17 protein-coding genes are annotated in these 20670 nt (G+C 32.3%); 4 read left to right on the forward strand and 13 right to left on the reverse strand.

Annotated elements, in window-relative coordinates; genetic code table 11:
• The first annotated feature begins 23 nt into the window (after positions 1-23).
• Positions 24-455 carry an SRPBCC domain-containing protein gene (locus tag Q0828_RS14780; protein ID WP_298422558.1) on the forward strand — a complete coding sequence of 144 codons (432 nt, stop codon included), beginning with the start codon at positions 24-26 and terminating at the stop codon, positions 453-455.
• A gap of 665 nt (positions 456-1120) precedes the next feature.
• Here Q0828_RS14780 and Q0828_RS14785 read toward each other — a convergent pair.
• Positions 1121-1510 carry an HU family DNA-binding protein gene (locus tag Q0828_RS14785; RefSeq protein WP_298422561.1) on the reverse strand — a complete coding sequence of 130 codons (390 nt, stop codon included), beginning with the start codon at positions 1508-1510 and terminating at the stop codon, positions 1121-1123.
• 454 nt (positions 1511-1964) lie between these two features.
• On the opposite strand from Q0828_RS14785, the gene Q0828_RS14790 reads away from it, so the two are divergent.
• Together Q0828_RS14790 and Q0828_RS14795 are read left to right on the forward strand one after the other, a co-directional pair.
• Positions 1965-3044 (forward strand): hypothetical protein, encoded by a 1080-nt coding sequence (locus Q0828_RS14790; RefSeq protein ID WP_298422564.1) that lies wholly within the window; start codon positions 1965-1967, stop codon positions 3042-3044.
• A gap of 103 nt (positions 3045-3147) precedes the next feature.
• Positions 3148-3375 carry a hypothetical protein gene (locus Q0828_RS14795; protein ID WP_298422567.1) on the forward strand — a complete coding sequence of 76 codons (228 nt, stop codon included), beginning with the start codon at positions 3148-3150 and terminating at the stop codon, positions 3373-3375.
• Between the two features lie 114 nt (positions 3376-3489).
• Here Q0828_RS14795 and Q0828_RS14800 read toward each other — a convergent pair whose 3' ends face one another.
• The 12 genes from Q0828_RS14800 to Q0828_RS14855 all read right to left on the reverse strand — a co-directional run bounded on the left by Q0828_RS14800 (position 3490) and on the right by Q0828_RS14855 (position 19864).
• Positions 3490-6198 carry a carboxypeptidase-like regulatory domain-containing protein gene (locus tag Q0828_RS14800; protein WP_298422570.1) on the reverse strand — a complete coding sequence of 903 codons (2709 nt, stop codon included), beginning with the start codon at positions 6196-6198 and terminating at the stop codon, positions 3490-3492.
• A gap of 64 nt (positions 6199-6262) precedes the next feature.
• Positions 6263-7093 carry a GLPGLI family protein gene (locus Q0828_RS14805; protein ID WP_298422574.1) on the reverse strand — a complete coding sequence of 277 codons (831 nt, stop codon included), beginning with the start codon at positions 7091-7093 and terminating at the stop codon, positions 6263-6265.
• A gap of 516 nt (positions 7094-7609) precedes the next feature.
• A complete protein-coding gene (locus Q0828_RS14810; RefSeq protein WP_298422577.1) occupies positions 7610-8176 on the reverse strand; it encodes a hypothetical protein in 567 nt (188 codons plus the stop codon).
• A 79-nt stretch (positions 8177-8255) separates the two neighbouring features.
• On the reverse strand, positions 8256-9008 hold the full coding sequence (locus Q0828_RS14815; protein ID WP_298422580.1) for a LytTR family DNA-binding domain-containing protein: 753 nt from the start codon (positions 9006-9008) through the stop codon (positions 8256-8258).
• A gap of 97 nt (positions 9009-9105) precedes the next feature.
• Positions 9106-12141 carry a sensor histidine kinase gene (locus Q0828_RS14820; protein WP_298422583.1) on the reverse strand — a complete coding sequence of 1012 codons (3036 nt, stop codon included), beginning with the start codon at positions 12139-12141 and terminating at the stop codon, positions 9106-9108.
• A gap of 1 nt (position 12142) precedes the next feature.
• A complete protein-coding gene (locus tag Q0828_RS14825) occupies positions 12143-12985 on the reverse strand; it encodes an SH3 domain-containing protein (RefSeq protein ID WP_298422586.1) in 843 nt (280 codons plus the stop codon).
• 172 nt (positions 12986-13157) lie between these two features.
• On the reverse strand, positions 13158-14207 hold the full coding sequence (locus Q0828_RS14830; RefSeq protein WP_298422589.1) for a hypothetical protein: 1050 nt from the start codon (positions 14205-14207) through the stop codon (positions 13158-13160).
• 227 nt (positions 14208-14434) lie between these two features.
• Entirely contained in the window at positions 14435-14650 is a 216-nt protein-coding gene (locus Q0828_RS14835) for a hypothetical protein (protein ID WP_298422592.1), read from the reverse strand.
• Positions 14651-14864: 214 nt separating this feature from the next.
• Entirely contained in the window at positions 14865-15236 is a 372-nt protein-coding gene (locus Q0828_RS14840) for a cupin domain-containing protein (RefSeq protein WP_298422595.1), read from the reverse strand.
• Complete coding sequence (locus Q0828_RS14845; protein ID WP_298422598.1) at positions 15226-15816, reverse strand: hypothetical protein; 591 nt, start codon at positions 15814-15816, stop codon at positions 15226-15228. The genes Q0828_RS14840 and Q0828_RS14845 overlap by 11 nt, the downstream gene beginning before the upstream one ends.
• Before the next feature lie 20 nt (positions 15817-15836).
• Entirely contained in the window at positions 15837-17357 is a 1521-nt protein-coding gene (locus tag Q0828_RS14850; RefSeq protein ID WP_298422601.1) for a helicase HerA-like domain-containing protein, read from the reverse strand.
• A 167-nt stretch (positions 17358-17524) separates the two neighbouring features.
• Complete coding sequence (locus tag Q0828_RS14855; RefSeq protein WP_298422604.1) at positions 17525-19864, reverse strand: trypsin-like peptidase domain-containing protein; 2340 nt, start codon at positions 19862-19864, stop codon at positions 17525-17527.
• A gap of 231 nt (positions 19865-20095) precedes the next feature.
• On the opposite strand from Q0828_RS14855, the gene Q0828_RS14860 reads away from it, so the two are divergent.
• On the forward strand, positions 20096-20629 hold the full coding sequence (locus Q0828_RS14860) for a DUF2059 domain-containing protein (RefSeq protein WP_298422607.1): 534 nt from the start codon (positions 20096-20098) through the stop codon (positions 20627-20629).
• Positions 20630-20670 lie beyond the last annotated feature (41 nt).

The raw sequence follows: 20670 nt of genomic DNA on the forward strand, positions 1-20670 counted from the left end.
TTCTACTCAAACACCAAACACCAATGAAAACTTCCGAACCACCAGTAATCGTCTCACAAAGTTTTAAACAACCTGCGGCAGTTGTATGGAAAGCCATTACAGATGTTACACAAATGCGTGCATGGTTTTTTGATAACATTCCTGATTTTAACCCTAAAGTAGGTTTCAAAACCGAATTTAATGTAAAAGCACTTTCGCGCGACTTTTTACACTTATGGACAGTTACCGAAGTCATTCCACATAAGAAGTTAGTCTACAATTGGAAATACCAAGACTTAGCTGGCGATTCGTTTGTTACTTTTGAACTTAGTGCTGAAAATAACGAAACAACACTCACATTAACAACTACAGTTATAGAAGACTTCCCTGATGAAATTCCTGAGTTTGCACATGAAAGTTGTGTTGCAGGTTGGAATTATTTTATAAAACAGCAGTTGGTTGGTTTTTTGAAATAGTATGTTTTTTATGTCAATACTTTTTTCTTGATAAAAAAGTATTCAAAAAATCAAGCCTGTAGACAGGAAATTGCTGCGCAACATTCGTTCTCGAAGCTACATGCGTTAAGCTATCGCTTCGCACTTTCGCTTCTCCTCTCATTATTTCTTACTACAGTCGTCCGTAAAGAAGAACCTTTGTCGTATTGAATGATATTATATGTGTTAGATTCACATTGAAAAGTATTCAAAAATTTAGTAAAAGCTTTTTGGTTTTAGTTTTCCAGAGAAAACTAAAAATACCTGCCAGAAAAGTGCCATTTCTTTTGGTTCACTTTCTTTGGGCAAGCAAAGAAAAGAACATATAAAATTAAATATTCAATTTAAACTCTAATGGTAGTTCGATTATAAAAAGTTTAGTAAAAGTAAAGTTTAGCCTTTGTTCATTTTTTCTTGATAAAAAACATTTCGACTTCGCTCAATATAAACCAAGCCAAAAAATCAATTCTGTAGACAGGAAATTGCTGCGCAACATTCGTTCTCGAAGCTACATGCGTTAAGCTATCGCTTCGCACTTCCGCTTCTCCTCTCATTATTTCTTACTACAGCCGGAAGTAAACGAATGCCTTTTGTTTTACTATAGAACATTTATAATACTTAGTGTAACTCTGTAGCTGTATGATATTTTACGAAGAATGCTTTTTAAACTTCACAGCCTTCATCCGTTTCTTAAACTCTACACTAGGTCTAAAAGCAACATTTACTCCTTTAATAGAGGTTGCATTTACGGCTTTGGGCGTGTCTTTCCCTTCACTTCGAATGTGTGTGGTAAACGTTCCAAAATCGCCTAAAGAAATACTATTGCCTCTGCACAAATATTCTGGAAGTAAATGCACCAAACCTTGTAATACGGCAATCGTATCTATTTCGGTTACGGTAGAAATTGCCGCAAGGCGTTCACTCAGTTGTTTTAAATCAATTTTTTCGCGTGCTGTGGTAGAAGCATAGTATTTCTTGGTGCCACCACCAGCAACACCGGGCGTTCCGCGTTCTATGATTTTATATTTTATAGCCATCTTTTTGTCTTTTATACATTAGTTTTAAGTTGAAATTGAACGTGCACTTGAGGTTTTCAATAGTTCATCTTTAGCATTCAACTCTTTTGTCAAGTAGTTTTTTATCTGTTGTCTAGTTATTTAGACTATCTATTACCTATAAAAATAAATTTTACTACCTAGTAAAAATAAGTTTACTAAATAATAAAAACAAATTTACTAGGTAGAAAAATGTAAAAACTCTCTGAAAACATGTCTAAAACCTCAGGAGCAACTAAAGAAAACTACAGGAGGAAGTGATTGCCTGCTGCGGAGGTTTTTAAAAGTTTGTTGGTGCTTTTTGAGGGTGTTTACGGGAAACCTCATTGTAAAGTTGTAGGGAATGTTTTATATTTATAGGGAATAATGAGGTTTGGAATGAGAGTTCTCCCTCACGTATATATTGTTAACAATTTAAATCAACCCATAAATATATATGGACTACTTTTCAAATGACAGAGTTAATGAAGGAGATAGAAGAGATACTGCTTTTCAACTAGTAAATGCTTTGAGAGAAGTTGTAAGTATTTCAAGAAAATTGAATCAACCTATATCATATGAACAGACTTTAGATTTAGTAGAAGACTTAAACCCTGATATCTATAAATCAATGACTGTTTTATTAGATAGAAAAAATGAAAGTGACTGGGTTAAATATTATAAAGAATTGGCTGAAGCTCAATCAACGCCTGAAAATGAGATAAACCCTGTTGATCTAATAGAAAAGGATTTAAAAGAATTAAATAGTATTGCTTTAAATAAAGGAAATAAAAGATTCTTAAAAAAACGTATTAGAGATTATAAAAGTGCTATTGAATTCTTTCAACCAAGAAAAATATCTGAACATAAGATTTTAGCTCGCGACACTTATATAGCGGAAAGAAAGGATCTTAATTTAAATGGTAAAATTTACGAAAGAGAAGAGTTTATAGATTATAAATTAGATAGTAATAATGTACTTCGCTTAAGATTACTACATCCAGACAATGCGGAAAATATCATTGGTGCTGATTTGATTTATGAACACTTGGATACTAAAAACGGTAGAATTAGATTTTTGCACATGCAATATAAAACTTGGGATAACAAAAGCTTGAATTTTAAGGCAGGTAGTTTAAATGCTCAAATTGAAAAAATGGATAGAAATCTTTGCAAAGCTGGGTATTGTAATAATGATAAAGGAAAAAAAACGATTAGTGGTTTTAGACTTCCGTATTGTTGTGCTTTCCTTAGGCCTACAAGTAAATTGCAAAGCTCTAATAGTAAAATGGTAAGTACAGGTTTACATGTTCCAATTTGCGAGGTGAAAAAAATAATGGAAACTGAAAAATCATTAAATAAGAAGAATGTTAGTGGAAAAAATGTTTCTTATAAAATCTTTGACGAGCTTTTTAATGCCAGAATGATTGGTTCAAGATGGTTAACTTATGAAGAACATACAAACTTTTATAAGGAAAGGAACTTGTTAGATATAGACAATATAATTAGATTGCATGCGCAAGAAATTATTATATAAATTGATTACTAATTTTATAATAAACAAAACTCTTCAAAAAAACAATTCAAACCGAATAATTACTATTTTTGAATAAAACATATCAACTTCTCATTAAATAACTATGGATAAAGACTTATTACATTTAATCAAAGAAATTAAAGGAGTAAAAAGCATAGACCAACTTGAAAATATAAAAGAGTTAAGTAATGCTATTCTACGAAATAAAAAACGAGAAGCAATGATGACTATTCTTGCTATTTCAGAAGAAATGGGTAAAGAAGAGATTTTAAATTCTATCAAAGACTTATCAGGATATCTAGAAAGCATTGTTGATAAAGGAGAAAAGTAAACTTCAAGGAATAAAAACTTACTTTGTAAAATAAACAAATCAAAAAAACCGAACAACAGCTTCTCAATGCTATTGTTCGGTTTTTAACTTACTATTACTAACTAACTTATTTTTTTATAAAGTATAGATAAATCGGAAGGTTACAAAACGTGGCTGAATAAACGTTTCAGAAGTAAACACTGATAAGTTATTCGCGCTGTTTCGTACTTGCGAACTAATGTCTAATATATTAGTAGCTTTTAATTCATATTCCCACTTCGCATCTCTGTCTTTTCGGTATGAAAGTGAAGCATTCCATGTTTGGAACGATTGCGATTGTCCGTTTCCTAAATCTTGATTGTTATAGGTATAGTCCGAACGAAACGTTATTCGTTTCCAGATATACGCATCAAAATCTATAGAAGGTGCATTGGTAACAAACTTCGTTTTACGACCACCTTGTGTGTTGTTTGTAACACTGTATTGGTAATTGAGGCTTACATTTGGTGCTACTCTAAAGTTGGTACGGATACCAGGTCGGTAGGTTTGTGTAAATCCTTCATTCAACGATTGCTGTCCTTGTATAAATTGATTGATTTTACTGTAGTTGAAACTCGCATTTAAACTCGCGCGCACTTTTCCAAATGTACGTTGTACACGTCCAAATACATTTACGTTTTCATCCGCAAAGTTAGAGTTAAAGAAAGTACTTGTACGAATAACGCTTTCAAAATCTGTTAAGCTTCGTATCTGATCTATATTACTAGAATACGATGCTCTCGCAAATACATTGGTATAGTTAAATAAGTTGAAACTTGTATATACTAAACTTACATTGTGCGACAACGCATTTTGTAAATCAGGCGCACCAAATTGGAAGCTATTAAAGTTATTCATCACCAAACCTTCTGCCAAGCGTGTAACATCTGTAAACTGATTACGCATGTCGTATCGCAATGTTAAGGCTTCACTCTTTTTAAACTGAATACGGGTTTCAAAATCGGGCAATACTCTAAAGAAGTTATCTTTAAACGTTTCTCCACCTTGTGAATTGTTGTTTCCGTATGCATGTACTGAAAATCCTGGTGTAAATGTAAACTTTCCACTTTTTAAACGGTAATGTACACCAAGATATACATCGCTAAAGTTATAGGTTACATCATTGGTAATCTGTCCATTATTAAAGCTAGGGATTGGGTTGAATTGGATTCCTGTTCCTCTAAATTGAAAGAGATTCGAATTGAAATCTTGACGACTTAGTATTGTTCCCAATGTAAAGTTGATATTACTCTTTGTGTTTAAGATATTATAGTAATCTAACTTCGCATCTAATTGATTGGATTGAATACGTCTATTTTGTGCTAAGTCATAAATGTCTTGTGCCGTATCTAAACCTAAACCAGCAGCTGTAGTATCAAAAGCACTATTTAAACCATTATCTAAACGAGCATTGTAAAAAGGATCTTCATTTTTAAATAAATGCTGTGCTTCAAATGCTAAAATATTGTTTTCATTTATGGTATAATAGTAGTTTATATTTTGATTGATGCTAAATGGTTTTACGGTATCTACCTGATCCGTATTTCCAATTACCGAAGAAAATACACCTTGTACCTGTGAATCGTTTGAAGTACGTGCTAGTACATCATAGTCTAATTGATTGTTGAGGTTTGGCTGAAAAGTAGCACTTAGTTTTACCAATGCTTGGTCTGAACGTTCTCTGCTTCGTTGTTCTGTAGCTTCATCAGGAATACCTAAATCTGGATCTGTATATTGTACAAAACTTGTTTCTTTGGAAAGAATACGACTGCTATTGTAAATAACGAATCCGCTTAAGTCTAATGCTTTCGTTGGTGAGTAGCTAAAGTTTCCTGTAGCAAGTTTATTTTCAATTTCTAAGGCATTTCCTTGATTCGTTAAGAAATTTAATCCGTTATCACCTAAGTTAATATTAGTTCCGCTACTTCTACTTGGCGCTCTAAAACCACCGCCAAAACCACGAATGTCTCTACGACTTAAGGCAACTTCACCAATATTATTAAGATCTCCAATGAAGTTTATACTATATTTTGGACTGTAATAAAAGAGTTTCGGTTGTACCAGATAAAGTTCATCGTCTGGCGAGCTTCCTCCACCTACGGTTACATTACCAAACCAGAAGTTTTCTTTTCCTTCTTTTAGTTTAATATTGATGGCAACATTATCTTGATTGTTTGTTACACTTCTTAGTTGACCAACTTCCGAGTAGTTTCGTAAAACTTGTATTTTGTCTACAGCTTTTGATGGAATGTTCTTTGTAGCAAGTTTGGTATCTCCGTCAAAGAAATCTTTTCCGTTTACCATAAGTTTATTCACAACTTTTCCTTCTACTTCAATTTGACCATCTTCATTAATTTCTACACCGGGAAGTTTTTCAAGTACATCTTCTAGTTTTCGCTCTGTACCATTTTTAAAAGAATCTGCATTATATATTAGTGTATCTCCTTTAATAGTAACAGGCATTTCATAAGTAAGTTCAACTTCATCTAATGTAGTATCTTCTTTTAGTACAAAGTCTTTTGTAACAGAAGTTTCTTTTGTAGTTAATGAATCTTCAAGCGTTTTTAAACCAATATAACTTACTTGAATTTTATACTTACTATTCTTTTTTAAGGCCAGTTTGTATTTTCCTTGCTGGTCCGTAATACTATACGATTCTAAAGTACTTGTAGCTTTATTAATAGCAATTACATTTGCTAATTCTAAAGGGTTTTTTAAGCTATCTCTAACTATTCCTTCCATTTTAATTTGTGCAAAAGTGCTTTGTGCTACAAGGAATAAGAGGATACAAAATATTTTTTTCATTGGTGTTCGTTGCTAGTTAGTTTAAAAATGATTTTTAAGTTAGACTAAATTTTTTACCAAAGGTTTAACCTCTTCTTCGTCCTCTGTTATTTCTCATTTCTAGCATCTTTTCACGAATCGTTGTTTGATAATCTGTTTTGTTTATTTCCTTTCCTTTATCGGGTGCTTCAATTTTGATTTGCTCGCCCGAGTTAATTACAATTTTAGAACATAGCATTGTTGTGTTTCCTGCACTTACTTCTAAAATTAAACCTGGTAGTCCCCAATATTCCGCTGGTCCATGACTTACAGGAATTTGCGGAGAATACCATGCTTCAATAGTTGTCATCTTTACTTCTGGCGTTGTAGTAGTACCATCTGCATTCTTCTTTGGTGCTGCATTTCTAAGATCGGCCCATGAAAAGTTGTACCAAGTTAACTCACTACTAGGAATTGAAGCTGTAGCTTTAAAGCAAGTATATTGTCCTATTTGCTTTGTTTCTTTCCCCATTTTCCATTCAATAGCTTGTAATTTATCTTTCACTAAAAACTTCTTACCATAAAACTCTTGACTTTGTACTAATGAGTTTTCTTTTACATTTTTATATTGATATCCTCTTGAAAAATTTGCTCCCCAAGAATCTGTTGCACCAGAAACGGCATCTAACTTGTCTTCTTCTTTAAATACGGATGCTTCTTTGTTGAAACTTAATACGTATGTTTTTTCTAAACGATTCTTTAAACGTGCAGCAACATCTTTTTTTTGTGCTTCACTCAACCGAGCTCCCCAACTTCCTAATTCCATTTTAGATTTTGAATAGTAAAAAGCTTGTCCTTGAAATTCTTGCATACTAGGTTTAAACGATAATAATAGGATAAAAGAAAGACAAGAGAGTTTTAGTAGAAGTGATTTCATGATGATTGGTTATAGTTAATAATGTTTAACAAATTTAAGTAAAGATTAAACAGTTTTCTTTGTTTTATAAAAATATTAACATGTAATTGTCTTATTTTCAATCAATCTAAATAGTGTTCGCTGTTACAAAGAAAATATGAATAGAAGCAAAAAACCGAATGGACTCATCACTTTCCATTCGGTTTTTTTAAAACTAGCTATACAAAAAACACTTGTTGCTTTTTCTTTTTTGCACAGCAAAGATTAGAAATATTATTTATGTATTTTTATTTATGTTTTATATGGTGACCATAAACAATATTTATGATTAGATGTAATTGTAAAGAATAACACTTTGTTAAAAATGTTTTTTAAGTGTGTGATCTATAGTTTTATAGTAACAAAAAACAATCTCCCGGTAGGGTAGATAGCTGTTAGCCTGTTTTAATATAGTAAATAAACAATAAAAATATCTATTGTTTTTTTCATAACAGGGATAAGGCTCTTTTCGAAGAGCTTTTTGTTTTTATATAGTTTCTATGGTTTTATACATGTAATTCTCCAAAAAGGGAATGCTACTTTTTCAGATGTGTCAACCCATTCACCAATCCATTTGTACCCTTTTTCAGAAATATTATAAAATGTTAGGCGTGAAAAACCATCCATTCCGTTAGGTGCTTTTTGTGGTTTGTATAGAATGATTTTACCATCATCTGTTTTCTTTCCTTCCCAAGAAGATAATTTTGGAGTCGGTGTTGCAGAAGTATAGTAATGTACATACCATTTAAGGCTGTCTTTTTGAAACTGTCGAATGCTTCCAGAATGTTTTCTATCTGCTTTTAAAGTTTCATCTTGTATGGCCATTCCATTCATAATGTACTTGAATTTCCAAGTCATTTTCACAGCTTTAGCCCAGGTGCCATCTTGATTTCTACTTTCCGATTCGCAGTTACATTCACCAATGAAAGGTTTGAAATCATCTAATTGTTCGGGAGCTTCTGGATTTTTACTTCCATACGGGTTTGTTTCAGAAGGTTCGTACTCGTTTTGAGCTGTAGCCAGCATCACCATTCCTAAGAATAGGAATGTCGTAAGTTTTTTCATAATATTCGTTTTTTGATGTTCTTGAAGATAAGAAATTCTGAATAAATGAAAAAATAAAGGTAGCTGCGCGAAGTTGAAGCTACTTCCGATGAATACTACTCAAAATCTCCATCACTTCTACTTTTTTACGCACAGAAACAGGAACAGTACTTTTGTCTTTCAACAATAAATAACCACCATCTGTTTTTATGAAAGCTTTGATAAATTGAAGATTCACTAAGTGACTTTGATGTACACGTAGGAACTGATAACTTTTCAACATGTCTGAAAAGTATTTAAGTGTTTTGGTTACAAAAATCTTTTGTCCGTCTTGTAAATAGAAGATTGTATTGTTACTATCCGACTCACATCGAATGATTTCATCCAAACTCACAATAATAATTTTGTCTAAGGTATGAAGAGATATTTTATTTGGCTTTTCATTCGGAGCAGCTAAGGTGTCTTTTAAAATGTCTAAACGTTCTTTATTCGGATGAATTTGACTTTTGGCTTTGTTGATGGCTAATGAAAGTTCCTCTTCTGCATATGGTTTTAATACATAATCAATAGCTGCAAACTTGAATGCTCTAATAGCAAATTCATCACTTGCAGTAACAAAGATGATTTTAGAAGTTAAGTTTGGAAAAATTTCCAATACATCAAAACCAGAACCGTCACCTAACATAATGTCTAAGAATAAAATATCGGGTTGTTGTTTGCGCAATAATTTTGCAGTTTCTACAACACTTGAAGCTGTTCCAATAATATTTAATTCAGGATGTAAGCGTTCAATGTCGCTTTTTAGCATATTTAAAGCTGCAGGAATATCGTCAACAATTACAGTAGTAAGCATGTGTTTTAGTATTGAGTTATTTATGTTGAAATTAATTATTAAGAGTCTAAAAGCGAAGCGGTCTAACTTCTAATAGCGACAGCGATCTTTCATCTAATTAATAATCTGTTTCCAGTGGAATTTTAAATGAAATTTTTGTTCCAGCTAAGGTAGCATCTTTTTCAGAAACATCTTCAATTTTTAGTGTGTTACGTCCTGCTAAGGATTCTATACGTTCTTTGGTTACTTGTAATGCCATTGATTGATGATCTGTGTTTGTTTTGTTTTGTTGAGATTGATAAATGCCAATTCCATTATCTGTAATTGTAGCATAAAGGAAATCATTGTCCGTCTTGAAATGAATTTTCAATTCTCCAGATCGTTGCAATGGCATAATTCCATGTCGGATTGCATTTTCTACAAAAGGTTGAATCAACATTGGGGGAATTAATACTTCTTCAGGATCTAAATCTGAAGTTAAATCAATTTCATATGAAAAATCTTTGCTCGCCATTAAGCGTTCTACTTCTACATAGTTTTTTAAGGTTTTGATTTCTTGCGCAAGCGAAATGGAATCTTTTCTCGAATTTGTTAAGGTTTCACGTAATAAAACAGCAAACGTATTGATAGTTTTGTCCATCTTCGTAATATCATTTCGACTCATTCCTTTGATTCCATTCAATACATTGAAAATAAAATGCGGATTCATTTGTAAACGCAATGCTTTTTGTTCTAACGAAAGCATATGATTTTCTAGTTGTAAACGTTCGCGAATCGCACGGTTTTTTGCTTTTACACGTCTGATATAACTATATACAATATATATAATGATGAGTCCGAGAATTGTCCAAACCGTGTTTTTAAACCATGTTTTTTTGTATAGTGGTTGAATGACATAAAACTTGAACTTAATGGAGTCACTTTCCAACCAGTCTTTATTACGTGATTGTGCCATAAAATTATGATCTCCGTAATCTAAACCGCCAAAAGTAATTTTACTTTCTTTTGTCCATGAACTCCAGTCTTCATCATCAAATTTGTAACGATATACAATAGATTCAGGATTGTCTAAATCAATTGAACGAAACTGGAATTTCATATTATTTTGATCTTCAGAAAGCTGTAATGTTTTATCTGCATTTGTCCAATTGTGTAAATCAATTGAATCTAAATTTTTACCAGCTACTTCAATACTTTCAAAGTGTATTTGCGGTTTTGAGAGTTGTTGTTCAGAAGTAGAAGGTTGATATCTTGTAAGTCCGTCAATCGTTCCAAACCAAATATTCCCTTCAGTATCTTTTGTGGTAGCGTTATGACAGGTTTCTATACCTAAAAAACCATCATTTTTTCCATAGTGAATTACATTGGTGATTTCGTTTTTCTTATTTAATGTAATTTGATCTACACCACCTTCACTTCCTGCCCAAAGTGTTCCATTATCATCAAAAATTAATTGATAAATATTACTTGAGTATAATTTTTTCTCCCCTTGTAATTGCTTGAATTTTAAATCAGAAGACAACTCAGAATACCAAATTCCTTTTCCAAATGTACCAATGTACATATCATAATTATGAAAACGAATTGTTCCAATGGCTACTTGGTTTCCAGTAATTTTTTTAGGTTCAATATGTGTGACTTTATCTTTTTTGATGTAACCTAAATGCCCTTTACTTGTAGCATACCAAATTCGACCAGTTTCATCGCGTGCTAAATCACGAATTGATAAGTCTTTGATACCTTCTTGTACGCCAAATGTTTTTAGATTGTATAGTTTTTTTGTGTCGTAATCGTACTGAAAACGTGCAATTCCGTCTGCATAGGTAGCAATCCAAACTTGCGAGCCAAATATTTTTATGTTACTAACCCAATTAGAAGGCAAACCATCTTCCGTGGTAATACTTGCTGTGTAAATGTCTTCAATTTTTTGAGTTTCATAGGTGATTTCATCTACGAACGTGCTATCATATACAATAGAATCACGGATCTTCTTTTGATAGATATAAATTCCTTTTCCTTCACTTCCTGCCCAAATGCGTCCTTCTTTATCGTTGGTTAAAGTTTTTACTTTTTCATCTAAATATTCGCTAGTCACAGTTTCACGATGAATTCCTGTAGAATCAATTGTCATTAAACCAGATTCAGATGTAGAAAACCACAATGTTTTATTGTGGTTATGAACGGCGTAAATTCTATTGGCCGTTAAGCCATTATCTTTTGTGTAATGTTTAAAGTTATTTTTTTCAAATTTAAATAATCCGCCACCTGATGAACCAATCCAAATGTTATTTTGTCTGTCTTTGAATACTTTACGAATGTTGTAGACTGTTAATCCATTTCGTTTGGTAATTGATTTTTCGGGTAAATTATCAAGTAAATTGATTCGCTTGATTCCTGTGTTTGTAGTATTGATCCACAATTCAGCATCATTAATGATATTAATACTATTAATTTTTCTTGTTTCTGCAACAATTTGAAACCCTTTTTGATTTGGTGTAAAAGCAAAAATTCCATCTGTAAAACTTGCCGCAATTATTTTCTGTTTGAATTGTGCTAAAGATTTAAAATCACCATCTAAAATTTTTGTAAACGTTGCCGAGTTTTCCAAACGATCGGTTTTCCACAAACCTCTTTGTGAAGCAATCCAGAATGAAGTTCCATCAAAAAGAATATCATTTATTTGTGATGCATTTATAATAGCATTACAATTCAACGGTTTTGTGCCTTCATCAGATTTATAATAATGAATACCTTTTTCAGTTGCTAAATAGGTGTTGCTGTTTGTGATTTCAATATCTAATACCTTTGGCGTTTTATATTTTTTAAATTCATTTTTTATACGAACCGAAAGTCCTTGTTGTGTTCCAATCAATAAAGTGTCGTTTGAAAAACGCAATGCATGAATGTAATTAGAACCAAGTCCTTTTTTTTCATTCCAAATTGTAAATGAAAGTCCGTCAAAACGTGCAATTCCACCACCTTGCGTTCCAACCCATAAATAGCCTAAATCATCTTGAACAATGGCGTTTACTTGTGATTGTGGCAATCCATCTTTTAATGTATATGCGCGTAATTGATTTTCTTGCGCCATTGAAAACCATGTTCCAATAAACAAAAACGTTAATAAAAGATATGTTTGGTAAACTATTTTCATGTTAATTTGGAGTCGCTCGTTTTTTGAATTCTTTTGAAAATTCTGGGACTAGCTTTTGACCATTCCATTCGAATATGCGTTTCATTGTTTTAGACTCGAACCAACCTTTTTCGTCATCAATAAGTTCGCCTTCTTCTTTGGTAAATAATACAATTGGCTGTCCGTTATCTTCATCTGTCGTATATGTAAATTTTTCAGATAGCGCATACACACCACCATCGCCAATTTTAGATAAATCAGCCACTTTGATCAATTTATAATTATCTTTCAAAAATAATACCGTATATCCACTTTCGGCTCCACAAGAATCACCAAAATAGTTTATTTCTAAAATTTGAATTACATTTTGCAAGTCGTGCGAAGGAGAAAAGCTAATGCCGATATTTTCGTCCATTAGTTTTATTATGGTTTCTGTATATTTTTTTGTGTTGAATACAGTTCTGATATGTAATACACCTTGTTCTTCATTTAGAAATTTTCGAAAATAGAAATGTTGGTTTCCATTTTTTTTGTGAGCATTCGCGATAAATTGTCCTGCAATAAATCCTTTTTTACCATTATGAACAACTTCATACCAAGCCGTTTTAGCAGTTGAAGTTTCTAGAATTTGATCTGTTTTTTTTAAAACTTTTACAAAATCTCCAATATGTAGTATCGTTACAACTTCAGATGTGGTATTTGGTTCGGATCTTAGTTTTACATTATTTCCATACAATGCATAGGTTTTTTGAATAGTGAAATTATGATAGATATATAAGGAAACATTTTCTTTTTGTGCATAGCTGTTTGTGAAACACATGAAGAAAAGAAGTAAAATAAATGTTTTGGGTTTTAATGTATGCATAACACAAATATAGGGTAAAATTGATAGGTTTCTAAAGAGAGAACAGTCGAGAATACTTATTCCGTAACTAAGTATCTCGACTGCATTTGGAGAGATTAAAAGATAATAATGGTTAAAGGATTGAAAGAAGATCCTATTTATTAAATCTTAAAATTGATACATTACTATATTATTATAATTGCGTGTAGTAACGTTGATTGTCAAATTCTGTACGAACGTATGATAATGGATTGTTATGTTGCATCATTGGTTTCATTACACAAACTGCTGTTGTTTTTCCTTTAAAAATTACTTTTTGACCAACTTTTACAGCTTTCCATCTGAATTTTTCTAATGGTATTCCTGTGTCTTTTATTTTTTGACTGTACACTTCGTTGTCGTCAATCCAATCCATAATTTCGTTAGCGTCTGCCAATGAAGGTACATCTTCATCATCTGAGAATTGTACTTCCCAACGAATTGGAATATTGAATTTGTAAGCAAATGGCTTTCCAGGCTCTTTTTCTTCTTTTGTTCTAATTGCGTCTAACCAGTGAATATCTTCATAAGGATATGTACGCATGAATTGTTTTGATAAATCTACATTTCCAGGTGATTGTGCTGTTGGATAGTATCCATAAAACGCTTTTGCTAAGAAATGTTTTTGAAATTGTCCGTTGAATACTGTTGCATGCGGCGTAGCAAATACTTTTGGCTGATAGTTAGCCGTAAATGTTTGTTTTAGTATTTGTAATAATGCTTTGTTTTTTCCTAATTCAGACGTGTGAAATACAAGTTTGCTATTTTCTGCTAATACATTTTCAAGTTTAGGAAGTGTACTTTCTTTTAAACAGTTTACTAATGATTCTTGCGATAAAGGCGCGCCATGAATAGTAGTTTCTAATGAAAGTCCTTTTTTAGAGTTTCCTTTGTTTACAATATGAATTTCATTGTAATCTTGATTGTTGTGATTTTTATTTAACCAAGCAATGATTTCTTGAAGTGAAAATGCATCGTCAACAATGGTGTAATTTTGTGCTTCAAAATGCTTTTTAGCATCTTTATAATAGGTTTGCGATCCTTTATCGTATCCAGCAATAAACACAACTGCTTGTTGTTTTGCTACAGTTTCGCTTGCTTCTATTGAAGCCATATCGTTAGAGTCTTCTTTTGGGGAGCATGCAAATACGAGCGCTAATACAAGTCCCATGAATGTTGCCATTTTTATTGCTTTTGTTTTCATAGTGTTGTGATTTATTAAATTATACGTTGTTTTTTGTGTTGTTGTTATGATTATATTTTTTGTTGATTTAGTGTGAAAATCAGCTTGAATAATAGCAATCTGCTTTCGGATTGAAACTACTATCAGTATTGCATTTTGAAAACCCACTCTTCAATACATTTTGATAGTAACTTTTGACAGCCATCAAAAGCTATTCAAGCTGATTTTACCCAACTAACCAACCTAACTTATCTTTTTAATGTGATAGATGCTTCTTGTTTTAGCGGCAATGCAATGTGTTGTAATCGCATTCGTTTTGCTAATGTTGGACTCGAAATCCATTTACCTTCTTGAAATAAAGCAACCGTGTTTACTTTTCCTTCATTATCAAATTGCATTTTGATTTGCGAATAGATATTCAAATATTTTTGAATCATTTTTGTTGTTGTTACATCGTACCACATTTGATCTTTCTTTTTAAAATTTGTAATTTTTATGTGTGATTAAGATGACTTTGTTTCTTAATTACATTTCAAATGTAGTGGCAACTTCACGGTTTTTCGGAGTGGTTTTAGAATTCGTTGACGTTAAACTAGAATTCGTTTTAAAACATAAAAAAAGCAGTAATGATTTTAAGTTTCATTACTGCTTTTGTAGTATTATATAATTGTAAGTTTTCTATTCGTCCTCTCGGTTTACCAAATCCATGGAGAAGGCAGGTAAGCAAATAGCTAAATATTCGCAATCTTCATCAAACGGATTGGAATATTGAACGCGTGTATTTTTTTCAATTTTAATAGATTGTCCGGCTTCTAAAACAATTGTTTCATCTTCAATGATAAATTGCTTTTTTCCTCTAATGATATATGTGAATTCATCAAATGCAGGCGTTTGAAACGGTTCTTTCCATTTTGGTGGAGCAACCATATGTGCAATACTTACCTTTGAGTTTCCATCTGTAGCATTTCCGAAGTGTTCTTCAATCAACTTTCCATCTGTTGTAGGAACGACAAAAGGTGCTTTTTGAATGTGATACTTTTTATTGCTCATCTTTCTTCTCGTTTTCAGTTTTGTCAACATGTTCCCAGTTGATCATGAAATATTTTATTTTGGCAGCATCTGGAATTTGAACGGCTTCAATTGTTAAACTAGCATCATAACGCAAATCTTCTGGAAGTTCTTTTTTATCAATCGTAAAATATTCGTTACTATCAACAATCACGACAATTGTATTCATAGTATTGTAAATGTTTTTGATACTATAGTTTTCACGAATGTCTTTAAATGTACTTTTTGTAGAAACTCCTTTTGCAGTTTTAAAACGTTCATCATGTACTTGAATCGTTTTAATTTTTTCGCTTTTATCGTGTTGTTGTCTAGGTGTTAATGTTAATAATTGTTTTCCGCCTTTTTCATAAATCAAATATTTATCATCACCAGCTTGTACATAATCACCTTCGCCAATACGCTTTACCAACGAATCATTCGCGTAGATTGAATCTAATTGTTGTACAATAATTTCTTTGTGTAATTTTCCAATTTGATCTTTTTGAATTAAAAATGGATCTTCCTTTTTTGCACAACTTGCCAAACAGGCAACAATAATTCCGAGGAATACTAATTTTTTCATCTACTATATTTAGTTTTTTATTATTTGATAACTTTTTTAAGAACTCCTAAAACACTTCTAAGAAATGTAACACTGGTTAATAATTTTACAATTGGATTTTGCCGCGTACTTTTTCTACTTGAACTTCTTGATGATTTCGCTTTTTCCTTTGCTTCTTTTTCCTTTGCTTCTTTTTCCTTTTCATGAATTGCTTCTGCTTTTTTAATCTTTTCATTTAGCATTTCGTAAGCACTTTCACGATCAATTTCATCATTGTATTTTTTTACCAATTTAGAATTGTCGATCACTTCTTTCAATTCGGCAGGAGTTAACACATCCATACGACTCATCGGTGCACGTAACATCGTTGCGGCTAATGGTGTTGGTCTACCTTTTTCATCCAATGCAGAAACTAATGCTTCTCCAATTCCTAAGGAAGTTAATACTTCAGCTGTATCATAATATTCAGAGTCAGGATAGTTTTCTGCGGTTAACTTGATTGCTTTTCTATCTTTTGCTGTAAACGCACGTAAAGCGTGTTGTATTTTTAATCCTAATTGTCCTAAAACGGCGTCAGGAACATCAGTTGGGTTTTGAGTTACGAAATATAATCCAATTCCTTTGGAGCGAATCAGTTTTACAATACTTTCTATTTGGTTTAATAAGGCTTTGGAAGCTTCTTTAAAGATTAAATGTGCTTCGTCAATGAATAATACCAATTCTGGGCGTCCGCTGTCACCTTGTTCTGGAAATGTTTCATAAATTTCAGCAAGTAAGCTCAACATAAACGTTGAGAATAACTTAGGCTTATCTTGAATATCTGTTAAGCGAATAATGTTAATGTAACCTCTTCCGTCTTTATCAACTCTAGTTAAATCTTCAACATCAAATGAAGTTTCACCAAAAAATAAGTCAGCACCTTGTTGTTCTAATTCTACAATTTTACGTAAAATAGCACCTGTTGAAGCGCTAGAAATACGTCCGTACATTTCCTTAAACTCTTCTTTTCCTTCATCTGTAGCGTATTGTAATACTTTCTTGAAGTCTTTTAAATCGAGTAGTGGCATTTTGTTATCATCACAATATTTGAATACTACTGCGACAATTCCTGATTGTGTTTCTGTTAAGTCTAAAATTCGAGAGAGTAATACAGGTCCAAATTCAGAAACTGTAGCACGCAAACGCACTCCATCTTGATCTGATAATGAAAGTATTTCTACAGGGAAATTGCTAGCTTCAAACGGAAATCCAATTTTTGTATGACGTTCATCAATTTTTGGATGTCCAGGACTTGGTTGTGCTATTCCACTTAAATCACCTTTTAAATCCATTAATAGTACAGGAATTCCTTTGTCGGATAAGTTTTCGGCAAGAATTTGTAATGTTTTTGTTTTTCCAGTTCCAGTTGCTCCAGCAATTAATCCATGACGATTTAATGTTTTCAACGGAATTTTCACATAGGCTTCTGTAACGGTTTCACCTTCATGCATTGCAGCGCCCATTGTAATATAATCACCTTTGGTTGCATATCCTTTATCAATATGATCTTTAAAATTTTCCATACTCATTACTTCCAAAATTTCGTTAAAAATAAGCGATTTTAATGAAGTCTAAAAAGATTGTTACCAGATTTACAAGATTCTTACTGAATTGAAAATTATTATAAAAAATAACATCCGTCTTTCTTTCAAAAAACGGATGTTTAAAATAGTAATTTTGTTATTTGTTTTTAATACTTAATAATCTTTTTAGTGATGCTAATATTTGTTTCTGTATCTAAGATTTTGATAAAGTATAAACCAGCAGCTTCACGTTGCATTGAAAGAGTATTTGTGCCTTTTGTAAAGATTCCTGCTTGTATTCTCTGCCCAGTAATACTAGTGATTTCATATAATAAATTTGAAAAATTATTTATTGAAACCGTAAAATCAGTAGCTGATGGGTTTGGATAAATACGTAAGTTGTTTGCCAATGTGTTTTCGCTAACACTTAGTGGTGAAATCATTTTTAATACATGAGAAATACTTCCTCCAAAATTTCCATTACCATCTATTAATACATTATTATCTTCATCTTCCAGTCTATAAGTTCCTTGCCCATATTGGCAGCAAAGTCCATCGCCAAAAGAGTCATTTAATGTAAACGTATAACATTCGTCAAATGTAGTGATGACTATATCTGTAATTTCATCTGGTTGTGTTACATTCATGTTCACAGAAGTATATGGTCCGCCACTACTCACAACAGCTCCATTAGAGTCTGTTAGTTCCCAAGTTGTTTCAGCTCCATAACCATCAGGAGTAATAATTACTCTAATTGTAGTTGCTTCATAAGAATCAGGAATACTAAAAAGTATTTGATTAGTATTATTTATGGGTAATTGATCTGCATTTCCGTTAGGATTTGAAACAGTAGCGGTAAATGAATGTGATCCAATACCACTTACGGGAATTGCCGTAAGAGGAATATCTTCAAATTCATCATTCGCTAAATTTCCTGTCCAGTTAATAGTAATCGCAGTATTTGTATCTAATTGATGTGAGATTGTAGCACTCGTTAATGCTGTACTTCCTGCATTTCTAATACGTAATGTAGGTGTAATTGTTTCATTGCATAAATCTGTTGGAATATTTAAAACAGTAAGTGCTGCATCAAAATCAAATCCTTCAGATGGAGGAAATTGTTGAAGTGTTATTGGGTTTGTTCCTGCTGGATCTAACCAGAATTTTAATTGTTGTGAATTTATAGCGCTAAAATCCCAAGAAATACCAAAACGTCCGTACCAATCTTCGAGATTGTTATCGTTTGTTCCTGAGCATGCTGCATAACCTCCAGAGAGTTTTCCAATAATCAATCCATCCTGATCAAATAATGGAGAACCTGATGAACCTGGTTCAGTCACACCTAAATCCCAAGCGTCAATATGCCAAATTTCTGTAGCTGGATTTCCATTGAAAAGTATTGTGTTACGGTACGCACCGTCCGTATCTACACATACTTTTTGAATATCGCCACTAGGATGATGAACTCCTACAACTAGCGATGGTACATCTGTGGTAGAACGATTCCAACCTGCCCAAACTAAATCAGCACTATTTGTTGAGAAAAAAGCAACATCAGTAATTTCCAATAATGCCATATCTGATTTAGAGTTTGAAGCTCTTAGAATAGCACCACTTGCTGTTTGGATAAAAGAATTATCTACACTAGGAGCATTCGTAGCACAATCTGCAACAGATTCATCACTTGCCCAGTTAAAGCGAAATGCCCAACCTGAAACAGAACCACCTAAACAGTGATTAGCAGTTAAAAAATATGGTGTTCCATCGTTATCAGTATTGTTAACCAAGGCTCCTGTACAAAATCCGCTTCCTCCTGTAACAAGCATTGCTACAGATTTTTTCACACCTTCTTTGATATTATGTGCATCTGAATTGAATGAAGAAATATCACAGTTAACATCTACATTACAAGCTCCAGAATCATTTAATGCTTCAGGGTTTGCATCATCATACATTTCTACAGTTCTATATCCGTGGACAACATTTCCGATGTTTAAGCGTCCTTGACCACTTACTTTTTTTGGTTCAAAATATTCAATCCAAAGACTTTCTCCATGTAACATCCAAGTTCCTAAAATTTCTTCAGGGTTATTGTGTAGGTGTGTAAATTCATTCAATATTTCAGAATGATCATCATTATAGATATACACTTTTGCACCTTTTGGAATATTATATTGATCAAAAATTAAATTCATTGTTAAAGCATCTGGAGAAACAAAGTTAATTCTCCAAATACGATCTCCATTTGGTAGAGTATGCCATTTTCCAGCATTTGTGATACCATAATCGACAAAATGATCGTATCCAAATCGCCATGGAATTGATTTATCTGCATCATTTACAACGTCTTCTGCTTGTAAGGCAGTTAAATTAGGTCTGGGTAATTCAATCGGGGTTACTTTTGCAATAGTTGAAAGATTCCAACTTTCAGGCTGCGGTCGTTGAGAATTTTGTGCTGTTGCCTGTAATATAAAGGACAACAGAACGAAAAGTGTAATTCTTTTCATAGTAAATGGGTGGTGTTGATTGGTTTAGTTAGGTTTTTTTGTTGCGAAATTAACAAAAAAATAACATTTACAATGAGAATCATTCATTTTGCGACAAAATTTGTTGGTTTTTTCTTATAATTTGTCCAATTATAATAGATTGATTAATAATAAAATATATTTGTATCGCTTTTGGAACACTATTTGAAAAGTATTTTGTTTAAAACACCTACCCGTTTTATTTTTTTTAATATGAAAAAACTATTTATTGCCGTTTTATTTTTATGCAGTTTACAACAATCTTTTGCACAAACTGATCCGTATGTAGAAAATGTAAAGCATTATTTATCCATTAACGGAACACAGCAACAATACGAAGGAGCTATTGATGGAATGTTTACGATGTTACGAAAACAATTTGAAACATATAAGATTCCTGAGGCAGTTTGGAAAGAATTAGAAGGTCTAAAAGGAAAACAAGTTGAAGATGTTAAAGCAATTTTAGTATCAGCTTATAAAGCTTACTTTACATTGAATGATATTAAAACAATGACTGCATTTTATGAATCTGCAGCCGCAAAGCAAATGTTAGCTGATGCTACAAAGTTAACAGATATACAACGACAACAAATAGGAAACTTTTACGATTCAGCAACAGGACAAAAAATGATTGCAAGTAAAGATGGATTAGCAAAAATAGAAGGTGAAATTTCTATGCAATGGAGTGGTGAGCTGTATAAAAATGTACTCAATAAATTAGCAGAAAAAGGATATAGCCTCAACTAGAAATTAATTATATAAATTATTATAAAAGTTCACTTAGGTTT

Source organism: uncultured Kordia sp., assembly GCF_947496985.1.
In the GTDB taxonomy this organism is placed as follows: domain Bacteria; phylum Bacteroidota; class Bacteroidia; order Flavobacteriales; family Flavobacteriaceae; genus Kordia.